At 56.4% G+C, this 22844-nt stretch carries 20 protein-coding genes and 2 pseudogenes; 11 read left to right on the top strand and 11 right to left on the bottom strand.

Annotation, left to right across the window (positions count from 1 at the left end; translation table 11 throughout):
- Positions 1-74 precede the first annotated feature (74 nt).
- Positions 75-614, top strand: a complete 540-nt coding sequence (locus ACMGGE_RS15915; protein ID WP_063622830.1) for a cysteine hydrolase family protein — start codon at positions 75-77, stop codon at positions 612-614.
- On the top strand, positions 614-1534 hold the full coding sequence (locus ACMGGE_RS15910; RefSeq protein ID WP_414455884.1) for a GlxA family transcriptional regulator: 921 nt from the start codon (positions 614-616) through the stop codon (positions 1532-1534). The genes ACMGGE_RS15915 and ACMGGE_RS15910 overlap by 1 nt, the downstream gene beginning before the upstream one ends.
- On the opposite strand, the gene ACMGGE_RS15905 is transcribed toward ACMGGE_RS15910, so the two are convergent.
- Entirely contained in the window at positions 1527-2522 is a 996-nt protein-coding gene (locus ACMGGE_RS15905) for an acyltransferase (RefSeq protein WP_414455885.1), read from the bottom strand. The genes ACMGGE_RS15910 and ACMGGE_RS15905 overlap by 8 nt on opposite strands.
- A 183-nt stretch (positions 2523-2705) precedes the next feature.
- On the opposite strand from ACMGGE_RS15905, the gene ACMGGE_RS15900 reads away from it, so the two are divergent.
- The 3 genes and pseudogenes from ACMGGE_RS15900 (at position 2706) to glyS (ending at position 6161) form a co-directional block, all read left to right on the top strand.
- Positions 2706-3011, top strand: coding sequence for a YsaB family lipoprotein (locus ACMGGE_RS15900; RefSeq protein ID WP_045907868.1), 306 nt, complete (start codon positions 2706-2708; stop codon positions 3009-3011).
- A gap of 160 nt (positions 3012-3171) precedes the next feature.
- The gene (gene glyQ / locus ACMGGE_RS15895; RefSeq protein WP_003860141.1) at positions 3172-4083 is read left to right on the top strand and encodes a glycine--tRNA ligase subunit alpha; all 912 of its coding nucleotides are present in this window, start codon (positions 3172-3174) and stop codon (positions 4081-4083) included.
- Positions 4084-4092: 9 nt separating this feature from the next.
- A pseudogene (glyS, locus tag ACMGGE_RS15890) lies at positions 4093-6161 on the top strand (glycine--tRNA ligase subunit beta).
- Between the two features lie 221 nt (positions 6162-6382).
- Here glyS and ACMGGE_RS15885 read toward each other — a convergent pair.
- Positions 6383-6559, bottom strand: a pseudogene (locus ACMGGE_RS15885) (hypothetical protein); the annotation flags it as partial.
- An 844-nt stretch (positions 6560-7403) separates the two neighbouring features.
- Here ACMGGE_RS15885 and ACMGGE_RS15880 point away from each other — a divergent pair.
- A complete protein-coding gene (locus ACMGGE_RS15880; RefSeq protein WP_420293938.1) occupies positions 7404-9023 on the top strand; it encodes an ABC-F family ATP-binding cassette domain-containing protein in 1620 nt (539 codons plus the stop codon).
- A gap of 39 nt (positions 9024-9062) precedes the next feature.
- Here the strand turns inward: ACMGGE_RS15880 and ACMGGE_RS15875 are convergent, their stop codons facing one another.
- Positions 9063-9350, bottom strand: coding sequence for an HTH-type transcriptional regulator (locus ACMGGE_RS15875; protein WP_008502755.1), 288 nt, complete (start codon positions 9348-9350; stop codon positions 9063-9065).
- 331 nt (positions 9351-9681) lie between these two features.
- Between ACMGGE_RS15875 and ACMGGE_RS15870 the strand changes: the two genes are divergently transcribed.
- Positions 9682-10392, top strand: coding sequence for a DUF3053 domain-containing protein (locus ACMGGE_RS15870; protein ID WP_024909075.1), 711 nt, complete (start codon positions 9682-9684; stop codon positions 10390-10392).
- A 246-nt stretch (positions 10393-10638) separates the two neighbouring features.
- Positions 10639-10851 (top strand): RNA chaperone/antiterminator CspA, encoded by a 213-nt coding sequence (gene cspE, locus ACMGGE_RS15865; protein WP_003860775.1) that lies wholly within the window; start codon positions 10639-10641, stop codon positions 10849-10851.
- Positions 10852-10910: 59 nt separating this feature from the next.
- Here the strand turns inward: cspE and ghrB are convergent, their stop codons facing one another.
- From ghrB to ACMGGE_RS15835, 6 genes are all read right to left on the bottom strand, one after another.
- Positions 10911-11885 (bottom strand): glyoxylate/hydroxypyruvate reductase GhrB, encoded by a 975-nt coding sequence (ghrB, locus tag ACMGGE_RS15860; protein ID WP_069720483.1) that lies wholly within the window; start codon positions 11883-11885, stop codon positions 10911-10913.
- 28 nt (positions 11886-11913) lie between these two features.
- A complete protein-coding gene (locus ACMGGE_RS15855) occupies positions 11914-13194 on the bottom strand; it encodes an MFS transporter (RefSeq protein WP_045907864.1) in 1281 nt (426 codons plus the stop codon).
- Between the two features lie 116 nt (positions 13195-13310).
- Entirely contained in the window at positions 13311-14249 is a 939-nt protein-coding gene (locus tag ACMGGE_RS15850) for a sugar kinase (RefSeq protein WP_126534947.1), read from the bottom strand.
- 3 nt (positions 14250-14252) lie between these two features.
- Positions 14253-15002 carry a sugar phosphate isomerase/epimerase family protein gene (locus tag ACMGGE_RS15845; protein ID WP_420293937.1) on the bottom strand — a complete coding sequence of 250 codons (750 nt, stop codon included), beginning with the start codon at positions 15000-15002 and terminating at the stop codon, positions 14253-14255.
- Between the two features lie 103 nt (positions 15003-15105).
- Positions 15106-16122 carry a LacI family DNA-binding transcriptional regulator gene (locus ACMGGE_RS15840; RefSeq protein WP_045907861.1) on the bottom strand — a complete coding sequence of 339 codons (1017 nt, stop codon included), beginning with the start codon at positions 16120-16122 and terminating at the stop codon, positions 15106-15108.
- Between the two features lie 179 nt (positions 16123-16301).
- Positions 16302-16964, bottom strand: coding sequence for an OmpA family lipoprotein (locus tag ACMGGE_RS15835; protein WP_024909080.1), 663 nt, complete (start codon positions 16962-16964; stop codon positions 16302-16304).
- 211 nt (positions 16965-17175) lie between these two features.
- On the opposite strand from ACMGGE_RS15835, the gene ACMGGE_RS15830 reads away from it, so the two are divergent.
- Complete coding sequence (locus ACMGGE_RS15830; protein ID WP_420294190.1) at positions 17176-19455, top strand: molybdopterin guanine dinucleotide-containing S/N-oxide reductase; 2280 nt, start codon at positions 17176-17178, stop codon at positions 19453-19455.
- Here the strand turns inward: ACMGGE_RS15830 and ACMGGE_RS15825 are convergent.
- Together ACMGGE_RS15825 and tag are read right to left on the bottom strand one after the other, a co-directional pair.
- On the bottom strand, positions 19418-19864 hold the full coding sequence (locus tag ACMGGE_RS15825; RefSeq protein WP_045907860.1) for an N-acetyltransferase: 447 nt from the start codon (positions 19862-19864) through the stop codon (positions 19418-19420). The genes ACMGGE_RS15830 and ACMGGE_RS15825 overlap by 38 nt on opposite strands.
- The gene (gene tag / locus ACMGGE_RS15820; RefSeq protein ID WP_104949701.1) at positions 19842-20423 is read right to left on the bottom strand and encodes a DNA-3-methyladenine glycosylase I; all 582 of its coding nucleotides are present in this window, start codon (positions 20421-20423) and stop codon (positions 19842-19844) included. Before tag ends, ACMGGE_RS15825 begins: the two co-directional genes overlap by 23 nt.
- A 153-nt stretch (positions 20424-20576) precedes the next feature.
- Here tag and ACMGGE_RS15815 point away from each other — a divergent pair, with 153 nt between their 5' ends.
- Positions 20577-21275: an autotransporter domain-containing protein gene (locus ACMGGE_RS15815; RefSeq protein ID WP_048028038.1), complete on the top strand. Its 699-nt coding sequence runs from the start codon at positions 20577-20579 to the stop codon at positions 21273-21275.
- A gap of 238 nt (positions 21276-21513) precedes the next feature.
- Complete coding sequence (locus ACMGGE_RS15810) at positions 21514-22716, top strand: MFS transporter (RefSeq protein WP_126534943.1); 1203 nt, start codon at positions 21514-21516, stop codon at positions 22714-22716.
- The last annotated feature ends 128 nt before the right edge of the window (positions 22717-22844 follow it).

Genomic DNA, 22844 nt, shown 5'->3' with positions numbered 1-22844 from the left:
GTCCTTTTTTGGTCTGTGCGTGCCTTCCTTTCCTTGCCAGTATGGTGTCACACCCACTGGCGAGGAGATCCACCATGTCACGCATTGCACTCATCAATATTGATACTCAGCAGTCGTTCCATCATCGCAATTACTGGCAGGAGGACGACATTCCTGCCTTTCAGCAGGCAATGCTGGGGCTGATTGAAGGCTGCCAGGCGCGCGGTATTCCGGTCGTTGATATTTTCCATGTAGATGAAGACGGCCCCTTCACGCTGCAAAGCGGCTTTGTTAAACCTATGGCCTTTTTGCGTCATCAGCCGGATGTGGTTTTCCAGAAACACGTCCATAATGCCTTTACGGATACCGGGCTCGATCGCTGGCTGCGTGAACGTGATATCAACCAGTTGATTATCTGCGGCATTCGCACTGAGCAATGCTGCGAAACCACCGCCCGGGTGGCATCCGATCTGGGTTATGCTGTGACCTTTGTTAGCGAGGCCACGCTGACGTTCCCCATGACGTACAGGGGCATTACCCTGAGTGCAGCGGAAATTCGCCACCGTACCGAAACGGTACTGTCCGGGCGTTTTGCCGACATTAAAACGGTAGCGGAGACGCTGGAGTCACTGTAATGCCCATCGACGTCTGGTTCGTCATGTTGCCCGGGGTGCTGTCATTAGATATGACGGGCCCGGCAGAGACCTTTGTGCTGGCTGGCGACGCGTTTCGTCTGCATTACATTGGGCCGCAACCGGACGTTCCGACGTCGATAGGCCTGACGATGAGCGGCATTCAGCCGCTACCGGAAAGGCTTCCTGAGGGGAGCCTGCTGGTATTGCCCGGCGTGAGCGACTCCCGCGCTCAGTTTTCGACACCACAGGCGTTACGGATACAGCACTGGCTGATGCACCTGCAGCCGATTATTCAGCGCCGGGATATCACGGTGATGTGCGTCTGTTCTGGCGCGCTGCTGGCGGCGAAATCGGGCCTGCTGAACAACCGGCAGTGTACAACCCACCATGACGTTATCAGTCGTTTACGCACCGCAGCCCCCACAGCGACGATTAAAGAAAACCGCATCTTTGTGCAGGATGAGAACATCTGGACCAGCGCGGGGATCACGTCTGGCATCGATCTGGCGCTGCATATGATTAACCGCCTGTGCGGTCCCGAAAAGGCGCTGGCCGTGGCGCGCGAGATGGTGGTCTGGTTCCGCCGTTCCGGTGACGATCCCCAGCTCTCCCCGTGGCTACGCTACCGCAATCATCTTCATCCGGCGATTCATCGGGCGCAGGATGCGCTCACGGCCGAGCCACAAAAAACGTGGAGCTTGCCTGATATCGCCGCGCTGGCGCACGTCAGCCCGCGCCATCTCACCCGGCTTTTTCAGTCACATTTAGGGATTAGCGTTCGCGATTATCTGGAGCAGCTGCGTCTGGCGGTGGCGGAGCAGTGGCTATTGCAGGGGCGCGGCGTGGAGCAGGCTTCACTGGCGGCAGGGTTTTCCTCCCCGCGCCAGTACCATCGCGCCCGGCAGCGAAGCATTAGCTGACGAAGTGGCGAGTGTCGATTTTTTGCAGCAGCATCGACAGCAGCAGGCTGATCGCCAGGGTCGCGGCAAAAATCCAGACGATATCCAGCACCGGCCAGCTTTTAAGCTCAACGCCTCTTGTCCGAAGCGCGTGGATCACCAGCGCGTGAAAACCGTAAATCCCGAGAGAGTGTCGTGAAATGACGCTCAGTACGGGAAGGGGACGCGCATTCAGGGTGTTTTTAACGAGCGTGAGCAGCGATACGGCACAGATAAAGACCATCGGCCCGCAGTAGAGATACCAGGTATCGGCAAAATTACCGCGCCATTGAAGCTCATGCAGCGTCCCGCGTGAAATCACCGCCACGCCAGCGATAAACAGTGCCCCGCAGAGCCAGTTCAGACCACGTTTTTGCGTGTCCATCATTCCGATGGCGCGCCCCAGCATGCCGTAAAGCACGTAATAGAAGGTATCGCCGTTGATATAAAGGTTGACCGGCAACCACTCAAAACCGTCGATTTTCTGCGAGACCGTATTTGGGTTGGCGACAATGCCAATCACCACCATCAGGGCCAGAAGCATTTTTCCGCTGACGTTTTTCACCTGAATGAGGGGGGAGACCAGATAGATCACGATAATGGCGAAGAAGAACCACAGGTGGTAGAACACCGGCTTTTGCAGCACGTATTTTAGCGATAGTCCGGCGTTTATTGAGGTAAACAGAGTGATATAGAGCAAGGCAACGGCGCTGTAGAACCCCAGGCAGGCCGCGATGCGGATGAAGTGCCTTGGCTGCGCGCTGCGTTCACCAAAAAAGAGAAAGCCGGAAATCATAAAGAACAGCGGCACGCTGACCCGCGACGCAGAGTTGAGAATATTGGCGATATCCCAGTTAACGGGGCTGATGCTGTGCGCATTCGTGACGTACCAGGTCGTCGTGTGGATCATGACCACCATCAGACAGGCTATTCCTCGCAGGTTATCAATCCAGTTAATTTTTGACTGCATCAGTTCCTCGTATTCCCTGTAAATTGAGTGTGACTCCCATTGTCCAAATGTCTTCGTTTGGAAAATTCTGAGTTTTATTCCGCAGGCTTGTCGGGAGGCCACGAGATTCGCAGAATGCCGGACCATAATCTATAAAAGCGTTGATACTAAAAATAACAGCCACTGACCAGGGCGGTAATAAAAATGATGATGAAGCGTGTGGCGTCACTCTTTCTGCTGTTCATACTGGCGGGATGCAGTGCGCCACAGGAAGCACCTGTGCAAAAAGCGCAGCAGGGTAAAATGAGCCCGGAACGATCACTGAATATGGAAGCGCTCTGTAAAGATCGGGCCGCTCGCCGCTATAACTCGGACGTGCAGAAAATTGACGTTACCGGTTTTGAACGTTTTCAGGGCAGCTATGAGCTGCGGGGCCATACGTCGCGTAAAGAGGGCTTTGTCTGCTCGTTTGATGCGGACGGTCAGTTTTTACACCTCTCCATGCGCTAGCCTGCTCGGATAATCAACAGCCAGACGCCGTCAGCGTTCTGGCCGGAAGGCTTATTTCCCAATTTTCCCTAAACAACCCCGTTTCGTACTGTATATCTTGCAGCCAGCGGGTATACTGGTCCCTTCCATTTAAAACCACACGTATCCAGCACGAAATACTATGCAAAAGTTTGATACCAAGACCTTCCAGGGCCTGATCCTGACCTTACAGGATTACTGGGCTCGTCAGGGCTGTACCATTGTTCAACCTTTGGACATGGAAGTCGGCGCCGGCACTTCGCACCCGATGACCAGCCTGCGCGCGTTGGGGCCAGAGCCAATGGCGACCGCGTATGTGCAGCCTTCCCGTCGTCCGACCGATGGTCGTTACGGTGAAAACCCGAACCGTCTGCAGCATTACTATCAGTTCCAGGTGGTGATTAAGCCATCACCCGACAATATTCAGGAACTGTACCTCGGGTCGCTGAAAGAGCTGGGTATGGATCCAACCATCCACGACATCCGTTTCGTGGAAGATAACTGGGAAAACCCAACGCTGGGTGCCTGGGGTCTGGGTTGGGAAGTGTGGCTGAACGGCATGGAAGTGACCCAGTTCACCTACTTCCAGCAGGTGGGCGGTCTGGAATGTAAGCCGATCACCGGTGAGATCACCTACGGTCTGGAACGTCTGGCCATGTACATTCAGGGCGTAGACAGCGTTTACGACCTGGTCTGGAGCGACGGCCCGCTGGGTAAAACCACCTACGGCGACGTGTTCCATCAGAACGAAGTGGAGCAATCCACCTATAACTTCGAATACGCGGACGTGGACTTCCTGTTCACCTGCTTCGAGCAGTATGAGAAAGAAGCGCAGCAGCTGCTGGCGCTGGAGACTCCGCTGCCGCTGCCTGCCTACGAGCGTATTCTGAAGGCCGCCCACAGCTTCAACCTGCTGGACGCCCGCAAAGCCATCTCCGTGACTGAACGTCAGCGCTACATTCTGCGTATTCGTACCCTGACCAAAGCCGTTGCAGAAGCTTACTACGCGTCCCGTGAAGCCCTTGGCTTCCCGATGTGCAACCGAAACAAATAAGAGGCGGCCATGTCTGAGAAAACTTTCCTGGTGGAAATCGGCACCGAAGAGCTGCCACCAAAAGCCCTGCGCAGCCTGGCTGAATCTTTTGCTGCGAACGTGACTGCCGAGCTGGATAACGCTGACCTGGCACACGGTAAAATTGAGTGGTTTGCCGCGCCGCGCCGTCTGGCGCTGAAAGTGGCAAATCTGGCGGCGTCCCAGCCAGATCGCGAAGTCGAAAAACGTGGCCCGGCGATTGCCCAGGCCTTTGACGCGGAAGGCAAACCGAGCAAAGCGGCGGAAGGCTGGGCGCGCGGCTGCGGCATCACCGTCGATCAGGCCGAGCGTCTGACCACGGATAAAGGCGAGTGGCTGCTGTACCGTGCGCACGTGAAGGGCGAAAGCGCGGAAGCGCTGCTGCCGGACATGATTGCCACGTCTCTGGCGAAGCTGCCTATTCCGAAGCTGATGCGATGGGGCGCGTCTGACGTGCACTTTGTGCGTCCGGTTCACACCGTGACCCTGCTGCTGGGCGACACCGTTATTCCGGCCACCATTCTGGGCGTGGCGTCCGATCGCGTGATCCGCGGCCACCGCTTTATGGGCGAGCCAGAGTTCACCATCGACAATGCCGACCAGTATCCGCAGATCCTGCTGGAGCGCGGCAAGGTCATTGCTGACTACGAACAGCGTAAAGCCAAAATCAAAGCGGACGCGGAAGACGCGGCGCGCAAGATTGGCGGTAAAGCCGATCTGAGCGACAGCCTGCTGGAAGAAGTGACCTCGCTGGTGGAATGGCCGGTTGTGCTGACCGCGAAGTTCGAAGAGAAATTCCTGGCCGTTCCGGCTGAAGCGCTGGTGTACACCATGAAGGGTGACCAGAAGTACTTCCCGGTCTATGCCAACGACGGCAAACTGCTGCCAAACTTCATCTTCGTGGCAAACATCGAATCGAAAGATCCGATCCAGATTATCTCTGGTAACGAGAAGGTCGTGCGTCCGCGTCTGGCGGATGCCGAGTTCTCTTCAATACCGACCGTAAAAAGCGTCTGGAAGATCATCTTCCACGCCTGCAGACCGTGTTGTTCCAGCAGCAACTGGGTACGCTGCGCGACAAGACCGACCGTATCGCGGAGCTGTCCGGCTGGATTGCCCGTGAAATCGGTGCGGACGTTAATCACGCAACGCGTGCTGGCCTGCTGTCTAAATGCGACCTGATGACCAACATGGTGTTCGAATTTACCGACACCCAGGGCGTGATGGGTATGCATTACGCGCGTCACGATGGCGAAGCGGAAGACGTGGCCGTGGCCCTGAACGAGCAGTATCAGCCGCGCTTTGCGGGTGACGAACTGCCGTCTAACCCGGTTGCGTGCGCGGTGGCGATTGCCGATAAGATGGACACCCTGGCGGGTATCTTCGGTATCGGTCAGCATCCGAAAGGCGACAAAGACCCGTTTGCGCTGCGTCGTGCTGCGCTCGGCGTGCTGCGTATCATCGTTGAGAAGAACCTGAACCTGGATCTGCAGACCCTGACCGAAGAAGCGGTGCGTCTGTACGGCGACAAGCTGACCAACGCGAACGTGGTGGATGACGTGATCGACTTTATGCTCGGTCGTTTCCGCGCCTGGTATCAGGATGAAGGTTACACCGTCGACACCATTCAGGCGGTGCTGGCGCGTCGTCCGACCCGTCCGGCTGATTTCGATGCGCGTATGAAGGCGGTTTCCCACTTCCGTACGCTGGAAGCGGCATCTGCTCTGGCGGCAGCCAACAAGCGTGTATCCAACATTCTGGCGAAATCCGACGAGACGCTGAACGAGCGTGTGAACGCCGCGACGCTGAAAGAACCGGAAGAGATCGCCCTGGCGATGCAGGTTGTGGTGCTGCGCGACAAGCTCGAGCCGGTCTTCGCGGAAGGTCGCTACCAGGAAGCGCTGGTGGAACTGGCCGAGCTGCGTGACGTTATCGACGCCTTCTTCGAGAAAGTGATGGTAAACGTAGAAGATAAAGAGCTGCGTATTAACCGTCTCTCTATGCTCGAGAAACTGCGTGAGCTGTTCCTGCGCGTGGCGGATATTTCGCTGCTGCAGTAATGTGCCCGTTGTGACAAATGCTAAAAACCCGCTTCGGCGGGTTTTTTTATGGGGCTTTCGTACGCCGGATAAGCGCAGCGCCATCCGGCAGGTTTAGCCGATCGCGATCAGGCTGGCTTTTAAAGCGTCCGGAACAGGATCCAGAAGCGCGGGTTGCAGAAGATTCAGACAGGCATAAAGTCTGCCGTAAAGCGCCATTTTTGGGGCGGGTTCTTCGCAATCTACCAGTGCGTCGGTAAAACGTTCGCAGTTATCCGCCAGTTCGGTGAAGTCGGTGGTGTGGTTGAAGGGCAGGGTGAATAAAGAATGAGCGTGGGTTGGGGTAGTAGCCATATTGGCAGCCTCCGATAAGTGATAAAGCTCCCACCACCGGAAATGCTAACTTCGCTGGTGGTGGACTGAACAGAGTTAGCATTACCGGCCTTATCGGATACCGGCGCATCTTTCGATGCCCCTGCTCAGCCCACCATTGAGATGTAGCAAAGCATGCTGCACAAAATGTGCCGCCGATAAGATAAGCCAGGATGCTAAACCCGGCACCTGATTTTGCAGGTGCGAAGAGAACTTACTGCTCATCAAAACAGGCGGCAACAGATTTGAGCTATGCCACTGAGGATATTACCATTTCTGGAAAGAGACTCGCAAAATTACCGCAATGAAAAGCATACTGCAGGCAGAGGTCTTACAGCGACGCTATGGTCCGGCTGTAAATCGCTGAGGCGTTTCCTGTAGGCCGGGGCGAGGCGCATGGATGCGCCGAGAGGGTGGGCTTTACAAGGATGTTACCTCCGCCCGTCCCCGATAAGCCGGAAGGAATAAGCCGAAGGTACCGCGTAGCGGCGATTTACCGCCGGGAGCCCGGGTAGCCAGGGTGGTGGCGACTGAGCCACCCTGGCACGTTCACGGGTATTGTCGTTACAGAGTAGCAAGGAACATAAAGTGAACGGAATGACCACCAGAGCCGTATGCTCCCCCTCACCCTAACCCTCTCCCCAAAGGGGCGAGGGGATTGTTCACTGCTCGCATTAATTTGTGGGGATCCCTCAGCCCAAAGGGAGAGGGAGTATAAGTCGTCCAAAATTTAACCTTGAAACCGTCAACACATTACCGCTATCCTTATCGCGTTAACTTACTCGCGCTGGAGCACCCCCCAAAAATGAACAAACACGACTGATGAATTTCGATCCTTGCTAAACGCCACCGCGTCGGCAGGGGATGTTTTGATTTCATTCAGGAGTGCTTATGGCTCATTTTGCGCAGTCCCCTTCTTTTATTTTGCATCAGGTCACCTGTCAGTTTCCGACGGGCGATACCCTTTTTGGTCCGCTGAATCTTTCGCTGGAATCCTCCCTGTGCGCACTGGTTGGCCGCAACGGCAGCGGAAAAACGCGTCTGCTGCGTCTGCTGGCGGGGCTGGACGAACCGGCTACCGGTCATATCGAACGCTTTGGCTCGCATTTCTATGTGGCGCAGCAGCACGTCATTTCTTCGCAGACGACGCTGGCTGAACTGCTCGGATATAACGCGATTTTTGCGGCGCGTAAGCGCATCGACAGCGGCGATTACCAGCCCGACGATCTGGCGTTGCTCGACGGTTACTGGGATATAGCCGAACGTCTGAGCGAAGCGTTTATCAATGCGAAGCTTCCGCCGTTTGATCCGGATAAACCTGCCGGTGAACTCAGCGGCGGCGAGCGCATTCGTGCCCTGCTGTGCGGGGCGTTTACGGCTGAAGCGGATTTCATGCTGCTGGACGAACCCACTAACCATCTGGATCGACAAGGCCGGGCATGGTTCTACGACCAGTTGAGTCGGTATCAGGGCGGCGTACTGGTGGCCTCCCATGACCGTGAGTTACTGGCTCAGGTACCCCGTATCCTTGAGCTGAGCGCCTCGGGTCTGCACAGCTACGGCGGAAATTATGCGGATTATCAAGCCCAGCGCGATGCCGAACAGCAGGCGGCCCGTGCGGCGCTGGAACATGCGGCAACCGAGCGCAAACGCACCCGCGCACGCATGCAAAAAGAGCATGATGACAGCCAGCGGCGGTCGGCAAAGACGTTACGCACCGTCGATACCCTGAATATCGCGTCGTTTGAGCGGGTCAAATATAAAGGCGCGGCAAAGGAACGTATCGGCTCCTGGAAAAAACAGCACAGCGAGCAAAATGAAGCGCTGAACGCTGCGGTTAACAAGGCGCGTGAGCGGGTTGAAGACGATAACCCGGTGATGTTCACTCTGCCGGGGAGTCAGGTCCCGGAGGGCAAACAGGTACTGGTGCTGGAGGATCTGGTGCTGCCGCATGTGCCTGTTCCACCGCTTACCTGGCGTATGGACGGACCGATGCGCGTGGCGTTAAAGGGACCGAACGGCTGCGGAAAATCGACGCTGTTAAAAACTATCCTCGGCGAGATGACTCCCCGTTCGGGTACCTGTAAGGTCTCCGTTAGCTGTGCTTATCTCGACCAGCATCTCTCCCGGCTCGATCTCTCGCAGTCGGTCATGACGCATCTCAATTTGAGTCATACCCCTCTGGAAGAGGGGGTATTGCGAACCCGTTTAGCGCAGCTTCAACTGGGGGCTGACAAAGTGATGCTCCCATTGGCGGCGCTCAGCGGCGGTGAGCGTCTTAAGGCTGCCCTGGCCTGCGTGCTGTGGCGCGCGGAGGCTACGCAGCTTCTGCTGCTGGATGAACCGACCAACCATCTGGATCTGGCTTCAGTCCAGGCCATTGAAGCGGCGCTGGCCGGTTTCCCTGGGGCACTGCTGGTGGTATCACACGATGAGGCGTTTTTAAGCGGCTTAACGTTAACGCATGCGCTGGTGTGGGAAGAGGCGGGTTGGCGTTGTGATAGCCTGTAAAACACAAGCCCCCGCAAAGGCGGGGGCATTCAATCTTCACTACGCTATCTGTTTGCTGAGTGCAGGGTTGGCCTGAATCAGGCGCATCAGCCTTAACTCGGTTGGGGTGGGTTTCTCACGTTTTGACTCCCACTCCTGCACCATAGCCACGCTGACACCCATCGCTCTGGCGAATTCTTCGGTTTTCAGTCCTGTCCCTTTGCGCAATTGCTCATATTCTGTAAAGGGATTGGATTTTTGTTGCAGGGTAATCGTCTGCGGTACATCTTTAAAAATGATCTGTTCCAGACTGCTCAGCAGTTCAAACTCAGGATCTTTATATTCCATTGAGGACTCCTCTTAAATCTCACATCGTGATCAAGAACATCAGAGAGCCAATTAAGAATAGTCCCTAATACCAACCCAGGATCGTCACGGGTGTGATTAATCGTGCGGTAACGATCGCTGTATCCGATTCAGCAATATGGAGAGTTATGCTAATTCCCTGATTAGTCATATGTCGGCTTCGCCAGGTATTTTTTTGTAAATGATAAGAAATAAATCGGCAATAGCCGTTTTGCATGAAAAGAGTATCTTGCAAGGCTGACCTGGACTATCCTTGTCAGCGTCGGGCACGCGTGTGCCGGTGTGCGCTTTTTTGGGTGAAAGGAGTAATAAAATGGCGACAGGAAAGTCCTGCTCTCGCTGGTTTGCGCCTATTGCGGCGTTGTTGATGGTTGTTAGCCTGAGTGGGTGTTTTGATAAAGAAGGCGATCAGCGCAAAGCGTTTATCGATTTTCTGCAGAATACAGTGATGCGCAGCGGCGAGCGGTTGCCGACGCTGACTGCGGATCAGAAAAAACAGTTTGGCCCCTTCGTGTCCGATTACGCCATTCTTTATGGTTATTCACAGCAGGTGAGCCAGGCGATGGATTCCGGTATCCGCCCGGTAGTGGATAGCGTGAACGCCATCCGCGTTCCACAGGATTACATGACGCAGCGTGAACCGCTGCGCCAGTCCAACGGTGCGCTTGGCGTGCTGAGCCAGCAGTTGCAAAATGCGAAAATGCAGGCTGACGCGTCACGTTCTGCGCTGAAGCAGGGCGACGATCTCAAACCGGTCTTCGACAAAGTGTATGAGAAAGTGGTGACCAAACCGTCTGAAGCACTGCAGCCGTTGATTCCAGCCGCGCAAATCTTCACGCAGCAGCTGGTCCAGGTGGGTGACTTTATCGCCCAGCAGAATACGCAGGTGAGCTTTGTTGCCAACGGTATTCAGTTCCCGACCTCGCAGCAGGCAAGCCAGTACAATACGCTGATTGGGCCGCTGGCCTCCCAGCATCAGGCCTTTAGCCAGGCCTGGAGTGCGGCAGTCACTGCCACAGAATAAGACGAAAAACCCCGCTTCTGGCGGGGTTTTTTTATGCATACAGAAAATAACGCTTGTCATTCCTCTACCACATCGGTATAACTGTTCCCGTCGGTTTGTTACACAGACCTAAAGCAGTTTAGTAAAGCAGTCCAGATTGTTATCCATAGATACCCTTCGTAGTGACCCTTCCTTCATCGCTTAAAAATCTGTAACGCAATCCATCAAGCCGGAAGGCACAATATATTTGTTAATAAGGTAATTTCTATGTCTGCTAAAATGACTGGTCTGGTAAAATGGTTCAACGCTGATAAAGGTTTCGGCTTCATCACTCCTGACGATGGCTCTAAAGACGTGTTCGTACACTTCTCTGCTATCCAGAACGATGGCTACAAATCTCTGGACGAAGGTCAGAAAGTGTCCTTCACCATCGAAAGCGGCGCTAAAGGCCCAGCAGCTGGTAACGTTGTAAGCCTGTAAGCTTCCAACCCAGTAGCAAAGAATTTAAAAACCCGCCTTCTGGCGGGTTTTTTTCGTTTCTACCGTTGCACCTGCGGGTTCACGCAGTTTATCTCCACCTTTCCACCTAATGCGGCAATCAGATTATCAACCGCGGTGGCCGCCATATTGTAGCGCGTCTCATGGGTGGCTGAGCCGATGTGGGGCAGAGCAACCACGTTAGGCAGCGAAAGCAGTGGCGAATCTACCGGCAGCGGTTCCTGCTCAAACACGTCCAGACCTGCGGCATGGATCTCACCGTTTTGCAGGGCCTCAATCAGCGCCTTCTCATCCACCACCGGGCCACGACCCGCGTTGATGAAAATGGCGGACGTCTTCATTTTTTCAAACGCCTCTTTGCCGATCAGATGACGGGTTTCGTTCGTCAGCGGCAGAACCAGGCAGACAAAATCGGCTTCCTGCAGCAGGGTATCCAGCTCGCAGTAACGGGCGTTGAAGCGTTCTTCGGCTTCACTGTGATGGCGACGCGCGTTATACAGAATCGGCATGTTAAAACCAAAATGCGCGCGCTGCGCGAGCGCCAGCCCGATACGCCCCATACCGACAATGCCCAGCGTTTTGCCGTGAACATCCACACCGAACCAGTCCGGACCAATGCTCTTTGTCCATTCGCCCGCTTTGACGCGCTCAGCCACTTCCACCACGCGACGGGCCGTGGTGAGCATGAGCGCCATCAGCGTATCGGCCACGGTTTCCGTCAGGGCATGCGGCGTATGCATCAGCAGGATCTTGCGGGCGTTTAGGGCATCCACGTCGAAGTTGTCGTAACCCACGGAAACGGTTGAGGTAGCACGAAGCTTCGGCATTTTCTCCAGCAGGGCGACATCCACTTTTTCGCTTGAACCCAGCAGGCCCTCGGCGCTGGCGAACGCGTCGGCGTGCTGTGCCACGGTTTCCGGGCGCAGGTTCTTCACCTGCGTGACGGTGAAGTGCTCTTCAAGACGTTTCTGCAGATCTTCCGGCAGGGCTTTATACAAAATGACGGACGGCTTCATGCTAATCTCCGTTGATTTTTTTAAGGATTCAGGCGTGGCGAGCGCCGACAGGGTGTTGTTGATTATTAGCAGGCTTAACAATCAGAGTAAGCCACACCGAGGCGAAAAGCGCCACCCCCATAAAGATGTACGATGCGGACGGACTGCCGGTGGCACCGTTCAGGTAACCCACGAACCAGGAGCCGCAGAACGAACCCAGTGCACCCATACTGTTAATCAGCGCCATCGCGCCACCCGCAACGTTACGTGGCAGCATCTCGGGGATGATGGCGAAGAACGGTCCGTACGGGGCGTACATGGCGGCACCGGCAATCACCAGCAGCGTATAAGAGACCCAGAAGTGGTTTGCGCCCACGGCCCAGGAGCCAATAAAGGCGAAGGCAGCAATCAGCAGCAGCGGCCAGACAAACAGCTTGCGGTTCTGCAGCTTGTCCGACGCCCAGGAGACGATGATCATCGCGATGGTTGCCGCCAGATACGGTACGGATGACAGCCAGCCTACTTCGACCATGCCGAGGTTTTCACCGCCGCTGCGGATAATGGACGGCAGCCACAGCACAAAGCCGTACACGCCAATGCTCCAGGTAAAATACTGTGCGCAGAGCAGGATCACGTTACGCGAGCGGAAGGCTTCACCATAGTTACGTACCGCCTTCAGACCTTGCTGTTCTTTATCCAGTTGCGCCTGCAGCGCTGCTTTTTCATCTTCGGAAAGCCACTTCGCCTGGGCAGGTTTATCTTTCACCAGCACCCACCAGCAGAAGGCCCAGATAATCGCCGGCACCCCTTCAATGATAAACATCTCGCGCCAGCCGAAGGACTGGATTAGGTAGCCCGACACCACCGACATCCACAGTACCGTGACCGGGTTACCGAGGATCAGGAACGTATTCGCGCGCGAGCGCTCAGATTTGGTAAACCAGTTGCTGATGTAGATCAGCATCGCGGGCATAACCGCCGCCTCAACGACGCCGAGGATAAAGCGAATGGCGGCCAGGGCAGGAATATTGTTCACCATGCCGGTCAGTGACGCGCAGGCGCCCCACAGGATCAGACAGATGAAGATCAGCTTACGCACGCTGCGGCGTTCCGCATAAATCGCGCCGGGGATCTGGAAGAAGAAGTAGCCCAGGAAGAAAAGGGCACCCAGCAGGGAGGAGATACCTTTGGTGATCCCGAGGTCCTCGGTGATCCCTGCTGCGGACGCGAAGCTGAAGTTGGCACGGTCAAGGTACGCCAGGCTGTACGTGATAAACACGATTGGCATGATGTACCACCAGCGTTTTACTGCATTGGTCGAACTGTTCATAGGCTTGCCTCTGTTGTTGAGGTTGTTACCGCCGTTGTCTGTAGGGTACACGGTGGTTTAATTATTTGGTGCGGCTTGCTGCCTCACCCTGGCCCTCTCCCACAGGGAGGGGGAATTTAAACGCCGAGCTGTGCTCGCGTTGGTAATCCTTCGCTATCGCCCTGCACCTGAATGGCCAGCGAGCCAATCTTGTTGCCTCGCGCGACGGCCTGCGGCAGCGTTTTACCTTCCAGCAGGGCGCTAATCACGCCCACGGCAAAGCCGTCGCCCGCGCCGACGGTGTCGACCACGTTCTCGACCTTCACTGCCGCGACCGCACCCTGTTCACCGTTAGCCGTTTTAAACCATGCGCCATCGGCACCGGTCTTCAGCACCACCGCTTTTACCCCTTTATTCAGGTAGAAGTCAGCAATGCCTTCCGGCGTGCTTTCGCCGGTCAGGATCATCCCTTCTTTCAGGCCTGGCAGAACCCAGTCCGCCCTGAACGCCAGACGGTTCAGTTTCTCCACCATTTCCGCTTCGCTTTTCCACAGCACCGGGCGCAAATTCGGATCGAACGAGATCGTTTTGCCCTGGGCTTTCAGGGTAGCTGCCGCATGATCCAGCAGTTCATACGAGCTGGCAGACAGCGCGGCCGCCACGCCGCTCAGATGAAGATGGCGCGCGGAGGCAAAGTAATCGGCGTGGTAATCCGCGACAGAGAGGTGGCTTGCGGCCGAGCCTTTACGGAAATACTCTACGATGGGATCGGTTCCATTTTCGACCTTGGATTTAAGCTGAAAGCCGGTAGGGAAGCGTCCGTCGAGGGTGACGCCAGCGGCATCAATCCCCTCTTTTTTCAGCGAATCGAGAACGAAATGGCCAAAGCTGTCATCCCCCACGCGGCTGACCCAGCCCACGTTCAGGCCGAGACGCGCCAGGCCGGTCGCGACGTTCAGCTCTGCGCCTGCGACGCGTTTGATAAAGTGCTCCACCGCACTCAGCTCGCCCGTTTCGGTGGCGACAAACATGGCCATGGCTTCACCAATCGTGATGACATCCAGCGTCTTGTGCATGGTTTACTCCTCGCGCAGCAGGTTGACGTAATGGCGGGTAACGGCGGTTAAATCCGACCCTTCCAGCGGGAATTCGATACCGCGCGGGGCATCGGCAGGCAGCTGGCCGAGCAGATCCAGCCAGCGTGCATCGGCGCGGTCCGGTGCGACGGCGCGGAAGTTATCTTTATGCGGCACGGCGGCTTTCACGTGGATATAGCTCACCGCAGGGGCCAGATGACGCGCGGCCTCTTCCGGTGAGTCGCCCACCCACAGCCAGTTGCCCATGTCGAAGGTCAGCGTGACGGGGAGCGCCATTTCCCGACAGGTGGCCTGGAAGCGCTGCATGGGCGCGAGCTGTCCGCAGTCGGTCTGATCGTTCTCCACGACCAGCGCCATACCGCTGGTGTTCAATAGCGTACGCAGGGCGTCGAGCGGTTGCGTGTCGCTGAAATGGCCGAGGGAAACCTTCAGCCACAGGGCGTTCAGGGTGTTGGCTTCAGAGAGATAGTGGGGCAGGTCCGGGTTGAGGGTGCCGTCAGGCATAAACAGGGCTGCGGGTGCGGAGTAGCACGCCAGCAGGCCCAGCAGCTCAATGGATTCGCCCAGCGCAGGCAGCGCCAGCAGCTCTTCGCTGTTGAACAGCTCGCGGCGGATCTCCACGCCGTCTGCCCCCGCGCCAGCAATAACAGGGAGCATCGCCCGTTGACCTCCCGCCTGCCGCACCTGTTCCGCACCGTACGCGGCGGTGACCACCATAATTTTTCTGCCCATCTTCGGACTCCATCGCAACATATCAATACTATTACGCTAGATGGAACCGGTTCCAAAGAAAAGGTCAGGATGTTGAATTTATGATCGCTATCACAAGGGAAATTTAACGCGCGGTAGAGCCACGAACGATCAGTTCACCGGAGAAGACCTGCTCGCGAACGGCATCGCTGGTGCCTTCAATACGACGAACCACTTGTTCAACAGCAGCATAGCCAATCTGCCAGGTGGGTTGTTTGAGGGTGGTAATGCCTACGCCAGCCAGTTCCGCCCACTCCAGTTCATCGAATCCCAGCAGACCAATGTCGCTGCCCCAGTGCAGGCCAATGCGCTTGAGCGAGCGGGCAACCTGCAGGGTCAACGCCCCGTTGGCGGAGATAACGGCTTTTCGCATCCCACGATGGCGCATGTGGAACTGACGCAGGGTGTTGTCGAGCTGCGCGGCTTCGTGCAGCGGCGTTTCGGCATTTTCGGCGATCACGCCGGGATAACGCTCCAGCGTGGCGCGAAATGCGCTCAGGCGTTCACGACGGGTGTTGACCATCCCCAGCGGTTCACTCAGAAACAGAATGGCCTCGAAGCCCTGTTCAATCAGATGTTCGGTGGCGGTCGTCGCGGCCTGGGTGTTGTCCAGCCCGACCACGTCGCAGGCAAATTCCGGGATTTTACGGTCGATGAGGACCATGGGCAGGGAGGATTGCTGCAGGCGATTTAATCCTTCTTCACGCATGCCTACCGCGTTGACCACAATCCCTTCCACCTGATAGCTGCGCAGCAGGTCGAGATAATGCAGTTCCTGGTCGACTTCGTTGTTGGTATTACAGACCAGCGGCGTAAAGCCTTTCTCGCGACAGGCGGCTTCGATACCGCTGAGCACGTTCACGGAGTAGGGGTTGGTGATATCGGCGATGATCAGCCCGATAAGGCGGGTGCGGCCGCGTTTGAGCCCGCGCGCCATGAGGCTGGGACGGTAGTCGAGATCGGCAATGGCCTGTTCAATACGCGCCAGCAACGCATCGGACAGCAGGTGTTTCTCGCCGTTAAGATAGCGCGAAATGCTGGTTTTACCGGTTTTGGCGGCTTTCGCCACGTCGCTGATGGTGGCCCGGGCTGGTTTGCTCATCACTGATTTCCCTGAATTTAGTGAGAATACCTTAGCGGGAAAATCGGACGAATCAAGTAATTTGCCCGGTGGTGCTGCGCTTACCGGAGGTTGCGGTCTGATGCCCTCACCCCAACCCTCTCCCACGGGAGAGGGCGCAAACACTAAAAACGGCAACGGGGTTGCCGTTTTGCTTTTACCTATTGAATTGGGCTTAACGTAATCTCAACACGGCGGTTCTGCGCTTTGCCTTCCGCCGTGCTGTTGCTGGCGATAGGGTTGGCAGGGCCCATGCCGCTGGTGCGGATGCGGTTTGCTTCAACACCCTGGGTGATGAGTGAGCTGGCCACGGCATCGGCGCGCTGCTGGGACAGACGCATGTTCAGATCCTGGCTGCCGGTGCTGTCGGTATAGCCCATCACGTTCACCGCGGTCTTGTTGTACTCTTTCAGCACCATCGCCACGCCGGTCAGGGTATTCGCGCCAGCCGGTTTCAGCGTTGCGCTGCTGCTGTCGAAGGTCACGTTGTTCGGCATGTTCAGGATGATGTTATCGCCGCTGCGCGTCACGCTCACGCCGGTTCCCTTCATTTTGTCGCGCAGTTTTGCTTCCTGCACGTCCATGTAATAGCCAACGCCGCCGCCCAGCGCTGCGCCCGCTGCTGCGCCAATCAGCGCGCCTTTGCCGCGGTCTTTCTTGGAGGAGGAGAGCGCCCCAACGCCTGCGCCGACCAGCGAGCCGATACCCGCGCCAATGCCGGATTTACCCGCTTCGCGTTCACCGGTGTAAGGGTTGGTTGTGCAGCCAGAAACAGCCAGGGCACCGCTCACCAGAGCGGCAATAACGAGTACGCGTTTTTTCATCTTCTTTCCTTAATCCTTTTTATTCTTTGCCACGGCGAGCGTGGCAGTTGATTATGACGTCCAGATACGGAGAAAATTCCGGGTATAACTCTGAAATTTGTGACAAACCATAAACGGCCTCAACAAGAAGGCCGTAAACCTGCACGCAACCAGGAGCGCACGCTTGAGCACCTCAACGAAAACCATTCTGACCGCCGCCCACTGGGGGCCGATGCTGGTCGAAACCGATGGCGAAAATGTTCTGTCGTCTCGCGGAGCATTGCCAACACAACATCCCAACTCTTTACAGACCGTCGTTCGCGATCAGGTGCATAGCAAAACGCGCGTGCGCTGGCCGATGGTGCGTAAAGGTTTTCTGGCCTCGCCGGACAAGCCGCAGGGTATTCGCGGGCAGGATGAGTTTGTTCGCGTGAGCTGGGATGACGCGCTGGCGCTGATCCACACCCAGCACAAGCGCATTCGCGACAGTTACGGTCCGTCGTCGATTTTCGCCGGGTCCTACGGCTGGCGCTCTAACGGGGTGCTGCATAAGGCGTCGACGCTGCTGCAGCGCTATATGAGCCTGGCGGGAGGCTATACCGGTCATCTGGGGGATTACTCCACCGGTGCGGCGCAGGCGATCATGCCGTACGTCGTGGGCGGGAACGAAGTGTATCAGCAGCAGACCAGCTGGCCGCTGGTGCTGGAGCATACCAATGTGGTGGTGCTGTGGAGCGCTAACCCTCTTAACACGTTGAAAATTGCCTGGAATGCCAGCGACGAGCAGGGCATTGGCTATTTCGACGCGCTGCGCAAAAGCGGCAAGCGCATCATCTGCATTGACCCGATGCGCTCTGAAACCCTGGATTTCTTCGGCGACAGCGCCGAGTGGGTTGCCCCGCATATGGGCACCGACGTGGCAATGATGCTGGGTATCGCACATACGCTGGTGGAAAACGGCTGGCACGATGTCGAATTCCTGACGCGCTGTACCACCGGCTTCGATAAGTTCGCCGACTACCTGACGGGCCAGTCCGATGGCGTGGCGAAAACGGCAGAGTGGGCAGCAGAGATTTGCGGTGTTCCTGCGGATAAACTCCGCGAACTGGCGGCGTTATTCCATAAAAATGCCACGATGTTAATGTCCGGCTGGGGGATGCAGCGTCAGCAGTTTGGCGAGCAGAAACACTGGATGCTTGTGACCCTTGCCGCGATGCTTGGGCAGATCGGTACGCCGGGCGGCGGTTTTGGTCTCTCCTATCATTTTGCCAATGGTGGTAACCCCACGCGTAAAGCGGCGGTGCTGGCGTCTTTGCAGGGCTCAGTGCAGGGCGGCGTGGATGCGGTGGATAAAATCCCGGTGGCGCGTATTGTTGAAGCCCTGGAAAATCCGGGCGGTTTCTATCAGCACAATGGTCTGGACCGCCACTTCCCGGATATTAAATTTGTCTGGTGGGCGGGCGGGTCAAACTTCACGCACCATCAGGATACCAATCGCCTGATCCGCGCCTGGCAGAAGCCGGAGCTGGTGGTCATTTCAGAGTGCTTCTGGACCGCTTCGGCGAAACACGCCGATATCGTCCTCCCGGCGACCACCTCGTTTGAGCGTAACGATCTCACCATGACCGGCGACTACAGCAATCAGCATATGGTCCCGATGAAGCGCGTTGTCGCCCCGCGTGATGAAGCGCGTGACGATTTTGACGTGTTTGCTGAACTGAGCGAACTGTGGGAAACGGGCGGTCGCGCGCGTTTTACTGAAGGGAAAAGCGATCTGCAATGGCTGGAGACGTTCTACCAGATTGCCGGACAGCGCGGCGCGGCGCAGGGCGTGACGCTTCCGCCATTTGCTGAGTTCTGGGAGGCGAACCAGATTATTGAAATGCCGGAGAACGAACAGAACGCGCAGTTTGTTCGTTTCGCTGATTTTCGACGCGATCCGGAAAACCATCCGCTGAAAACCGAGAGCGGAAAGATTGTGATCTACAGCGAGCGCATCGCCAGCTTTGGCTATGCTGACTGCCCGCCGCATCCTACGTGGCTCGAGCCGGACGAATGGCACGGCAACGCCCGGCCGGATCAGCTGCAGGTGTTGTCTGCCCATCCCGCGCACCGTCTGCACAGTCAGCTTAACTATACCTCCCTGCGCGAGCAGTATGCGGTCGCCGGGCGAGAGCCGATCACGCTGAATACCCTCGACGCGAAAGCGCGCGGGATTGCGGACGGCGACGTGGTGCGCGTCTGGAACTCGCGTGGACAGGTGCTGGCAGGGGCGGTGGTGAGCGACGGGATTAAGCCGGGCGTGATCTGCATTCATCAGGGCGCATGGCCTGACCTTGAGCTCGCCGAAGGCGGTATCTGCAAAAACGGGGCGGTTAATGTGCTGACCAAAGATCTCCCCAGCTCGAAGCTGGGGAATGGCTGCGCAGGAAACACGGCGCTGGCCTGGGTCGAGAAATATACGGGTCCCGAGCTTACCTTAACGGCGTTTGATCCGCCTGCCAGCTCATGATCCACGTCGGGTGCTGGGTGTCATCCTGCCAGGCGCTGTCTTCAATGCGAAAGCCCTGCGCATGGTAGAAGTTCACCGCCCGGACATTTTTCTGATACACCTCCAGGGTTAAGTGCGGGAAGCGCTGTTGAACATGGTTCAGCAGCGCGCGCCCGATCCCTTTCCCGATGCATGACGGCGCTACAAACAGGGCGCCGACAAACTGAGACTGCATCACGCTGATAAATCCGCAAGGTTCGCCGTCCTGTTCCCAGACCCAGGTTTCAGCGGACGGCAGGTAAACATCCCGCACCATGGCCTCATTCTCTTTCCAGTAATTCGGCGCGATAAACGGATGCGCTTCTGTGGTGCTTTCAAGCCACAGGCTCAGAAGCGGCGCGGTATTTTCACTTTGCCATTTGCGGATCATGATGACCTCCCGGATGACAGAAGCAGCCGGTAACGTGGTCGTTGACCAGGCCACAGGCCTGCATAAAGGCGTAGCAGATGGTGGAGCCGACAAACTTAAAGCCGCGTTTTTTCAGGGCCTTCGAGAGCGCATCCGAGGCTGGGGTGGAGGCCGGGATGTCCGCGAGTGTGGCGGCCTGCGTGACTTGCGGATCGTTATTCACAAACGCCCAGACAAAATCTGAAAATGATTCGCCGTTTTGTTCCATAGCCAGATAAGCCCGTGCGTTACCGATGATGGCCTGGATCTTACCGCGATGGCGGATGATGCCGGCATCCTGCACCAGTCGCTCGACGTCCTCATCGGTCATCGCGGCGACGGCGACGGGATCGAACTGATGGAAGGCGTTGCGGTAATTTTCGCGTTTCTTCAGTACCGTAATCCATGACAACCCCGCCTGCTGGCCCTCAAGGCAGATCATCTCAAAGAGCTTTTTGCCATCCGTTTCCGGCACGCCCCATTCCCGATCGTGATAGTCGATATAAAGCTGATCCTGGCTTACCCAACCGCAACGTTCCATCCGTCATCTCCCTTATTGATACTGATTTCGCAAAAATTTCGTTCTGACTGGCTTGACGTGTTTACTATAAAGACAATAGTTAATACAGGGCTATAAGCTCTTCCTGAATAACGACAAATATCGCCGAATTCGGCTCTCTCTGGGGTCGCGTTGATGATGATAAAAAAAATCAGTGGTCGCCATGCTGTGTCTGGCCTGGTGGGAATTTCAGCCTGCCTGTTTTTTTGTAATACAGCGTCTGCCTGGCAACAGGAATATATCGTTTCAGATGCCCAAAATAATACGGCGGAACGCTATACATGGGACGCGGATCACCAACCGCGCTATGAGGATATTCTCGCTGAGCGTATTCAGTCTTCGCAAAACGCCCCGGGTCTTGCCCTGAATATACCGTCTGGCAGTACGGCAGAGGGGGCGATGAGCGTGGGCTGGAATTTTCCCGTTTCAGCGCGCATCACCACTGGCCCGGTGGTGGCGTGGCGTTATGACGGCACGGCTCCCATGATGATCAACGAGTTTGGGGATAGCGCGTCGACACAGTCAGTCACGGACCCGCTCTGGCATGCCAGCATCAGCACGCTGGGGTGGCGCGTGAATACCCAGTACGGCGATCTCCGGCCCTGGGCGCAGATCAGCTATAACCAGCAGTTTGGTGAAAATCAGTGGAAATCGCAGTTTGGTATGCCACAAACGCCCGCCCCTGCTCAAAACGGTAGCTGGATGGATGTCACCGTAGGAACAGATATTCCCTTTAATACCCACATGGCGGCCTATGCGTCGCTGGCTCAGGGGGAGCATACCACTACCGGTGAGGAGTTTTTATACACCCTCGGCGTCAGCGCGAATTTCTAGAATTGTTACTTTTTCAAACGTTACGATAACATCTCGAATACAACAACCACAGGGTTTACAGCGATAGCAGGTACTAACACGCTATCGCTTTATTCCCGTGCCAGGTCATTCATTCCCGATTCCAGGCATTTCATTCCGTTCCGCCTGCATTTCATGCCGTTTTACCCCAGGCATATTAAGGTTTTGTTTATCGTTGTCCTCAGCGAACTTCCTTAATTTCTCTTGCAGGACAACTGCCATGAACACATCAACCTATAACCGCACGCGCTGGCTCACGCTCTTTGGTACCATCGTCACTCAGTTTGCGCTGGGGTCGGTCTATACCTGGAGCCTGTTTAACAGTGCGCTTTCCGACAAACTCGGCGCCCCGGTCAGTCAGGTCGCGTTCTCCTTTGGTTTGCTGAGCCTGGGTCTGGCGATTTCATCTTCCGTCGCGGGCAAGCTGCAGGAGCGTTTTGGCGTGAAGCGCGTGACCATGGCGTCCGGTATCCTGCTGGGTCTGGGCTTTTTCCTGACCGCGCATTCAAGCAACCTGATGATGTTGTGGCTAAGCGCTGGCGTGCTGGTGGGGCTGGCGGACGGTGCGGGGTATCTGCTGACGCTGTCAAACTGCGTGAAGTGGTTCCCGGAACGTAAAGGCTTAATCTCGGCGTTTGCCATTGGTTCTTACGGTTTGGGCAGCCTCGGGTTCAAATTTATCGACGCCCATCTGCTGGCGTCCGTCGGTCTCGAAAAAACCTTCATGATCTGGGGCGCTATCGTGCTGGTGATGATTCTGTTCGGCGCCACGCTGATGAAAGATGCGCCGCAGCAGGAAGTGAAATCTGTAAACGGCGTGGTGGAGAACGACTTCACCCTCGCGCAGTCCATGCGTAAGCCACAGTACTGGATGCTGGCGGTGATGTTCCTGACGGCCTGCATGAGCGGTCTGTATGTCATCGGCGTGGCGAAAGATATCGCGCAGGGGATGGTGAAACTGGATGCAGCCACGGCGGCCAACGCGGTGACCGTGATTTCCATTGCTAACCTCTCGGGTCGTCTGGTCCTCGGTATTCTGTCTGACAAAATTGCCCGCATCCGCGTGATTACGATTGGGCAGGTGGTTTCGCTGGTCGGTATGGCGGCGCTGCTGTTCGCTCCGCTGAATGAAGTCACCTTCTTCGCGGCGATTGCCTGCGTGGCCTTTAACTTCGGCGGCACCATTACCGTCTTCCCGTCACTGGTGAGCGAGTTCTTTGGCCTGAACAATCTGGCGAAAAACTATGGGGTTATCTATCTGGGCTTTGGGATTGGCAGTATCTGCGGCTCGCTGATTGCCTCCCTGTTCGGCGGGTTCTACGTGACCTTCTGCGTGATCTTTGCCTTGCTGATTATCTCGCTGGCACTGTCCACGACGATTCGTCAGCCGCAGCGTGAAGTCTTCAAAGAGGTGCATGCCTGAGACGTTAAATAAGGCCGGTTATCCGGCCTGTTTCTTATGTGAAAACCGAGGCTTTGCTGGCGTTGTCAAATTCCTGAAGTGTTTTTTGTAAATAACTGTACCGATCACACACTCTGCTGCCACTTTTC

The sequence above is a fragment of the Enterobacter sp. BNK-22 genome (assembly GCF_048684805.1).
In the GTDB taxonomy this organism is placed as follows: Bacteria; Pseudomonadota; Gammaproteobacteria; order Enterobacterales; family Enterobacteriaceae; genus Enterobacter; species Enterobacter quasiroggenkampii.
Note: the sequence above shows the minus strand (reverse complement) of the source record. Positions and strands in the feature narration are given on the sequence as shown.

Bases quoted from the DNA above. Each gene is read 5' to 3' on its own strand.
- cspE (WP_003860775.1), top strand. From the start codon at position 10,639: ATGTCTGCTAAAATGACTGGTCTGGTAAAATGGTTCAACGCTGATAAA.
- ACMGGE_RS15905 (WP_414455885.1), bottom strand. From the start codon at position 2,522: ATGCAGTCAAAAATTAACTGGATTGATAACCTGCGAGGAATAGCCTGT.
- ACMGGE_RS15845 (WP_420293937.1), bottom strand. From the start codon at position 15,002: ATGGGCAGAAAAATTATGGTGGTCACCGCCGCGTACGGTGCGGAACAG.
- ACMGGE_RS15870 (WP_024909075.1), top strand. From the start codon at position 9,682: ATGGCGACAGGAAAGTCCTGCTCTCGCTGGTTTGCGCCTATTGCGGCG.
- tag (WP_104949701.1), bottom strand. From the start codon at position 20,423: ATGGAACGTTGCGGTTGGGTAAGCCAGGATCAGCTTTATATCGACTAT.
- ACMGGE_RS15875 (WP_008502755.1), bottom strand. From the start codon at position 9,350: ATGGAATATAAAGATCCTGAGTTTGAACTGCTGAGCAGTCTGGAACAG.
- ACMGGE_RS15915 (WP_063622830.1), top strand. From the start codon at position 75: ATGTCACGCATTGCACTCATCAATATTGATACTCAGCAGTCGTTCCAT.
- ACMGGE_RS15910 (WP_414455884.1), top strand. From the start codon at position 614: ATGCCCATCGACGTCTGGTTCGTCATGTTGCCCGGGGTGCTGTCATTA.
- ACMGGE_RS15825 (WP_045907860.1), bottom strand. From the start codon at position 19,864: ATGATCCGCAAATGGCAAAGTGAAAATACCGCGCCGCTTCTGAGCCTG.
- ACMGGE_RS15855 (WP_045907864.1), bottom strand. From the start codon at position 13,194: ATGAACAGTTCGACCAATGCAGTAAAACGCTGGTGGTACATCATGCCA.
- ACMGGE_RS15900 (WP_045907868.1), top strand. From the start codon at position 2,706: ATGATGATGAAGCGTGTGGCGTCACTCTTTCTGCTGTTCATACTGGCG.
- glyQ (WP_003860141.1), top strand. From the start codon at position 3,172: ATGCAAAAGTTTGATACCAAGACCTTCCAGGGCCTGATCCTGACCTTA.
- ACMGGE_RS15840 (WP_045907861.1), bottom strand. From the start codon at position 16,122: ATGAGCAAACCAGCCCGGGCCACCATCAGCGACGTGGCGAAAGCCGCC.
- ACMGGE_RS15880 (WP_420293938.1), top strand. From the start codon at position 7,404: ATGGCTCATTTTGCGCAGTCCCCTTCTTTTATTTTGCATCAGGTCACC.
- ACMGGE_RS15835 (WP_024909080.1), bottom strand. From the start codon at position 16,964: ATGAAAAAACGCGTACTCGTTATTGCCGCTCTGGTGAGCGGTGCCCTG.
- ghrB (WP_069720483.1), bottom strand. From the start codon at position 11,885: ATGAAGCCGTCCGTCATTTTGTATAAAGCCCTGCCGGAAGATCTGCAG.
- ACMGGE_RS15830 (WP_420294190.1), top strand. From the start codon at position 17,176: ATGCTGGTCGAAACCGATGGCGAAAATGTTCTGTCGTCTCGCGGAGCA.
- ACMGGE_RS15850 (WP_126534947.1), bottom strand. From the start codon at position 14,249: ATGCACAAGACGCTGGATGTCATCACGATTGGTGAAGCCATGGCCATG.
- ACMGGE_RS15815 (WP_048028038.1), top strand. From the start codon at position 20,577: ATGATGATAAAAAAAATCAGTGGTCGCCATGCTGTGTCTGGCCTGGTG.
- ACMGGE_RS15810 (WP_126534943.1), top strand. From the start codon at position 21,514: ATGAACACATCAACCTATAACCGCACGCGCTGGCTCACGCTCTTTGGT.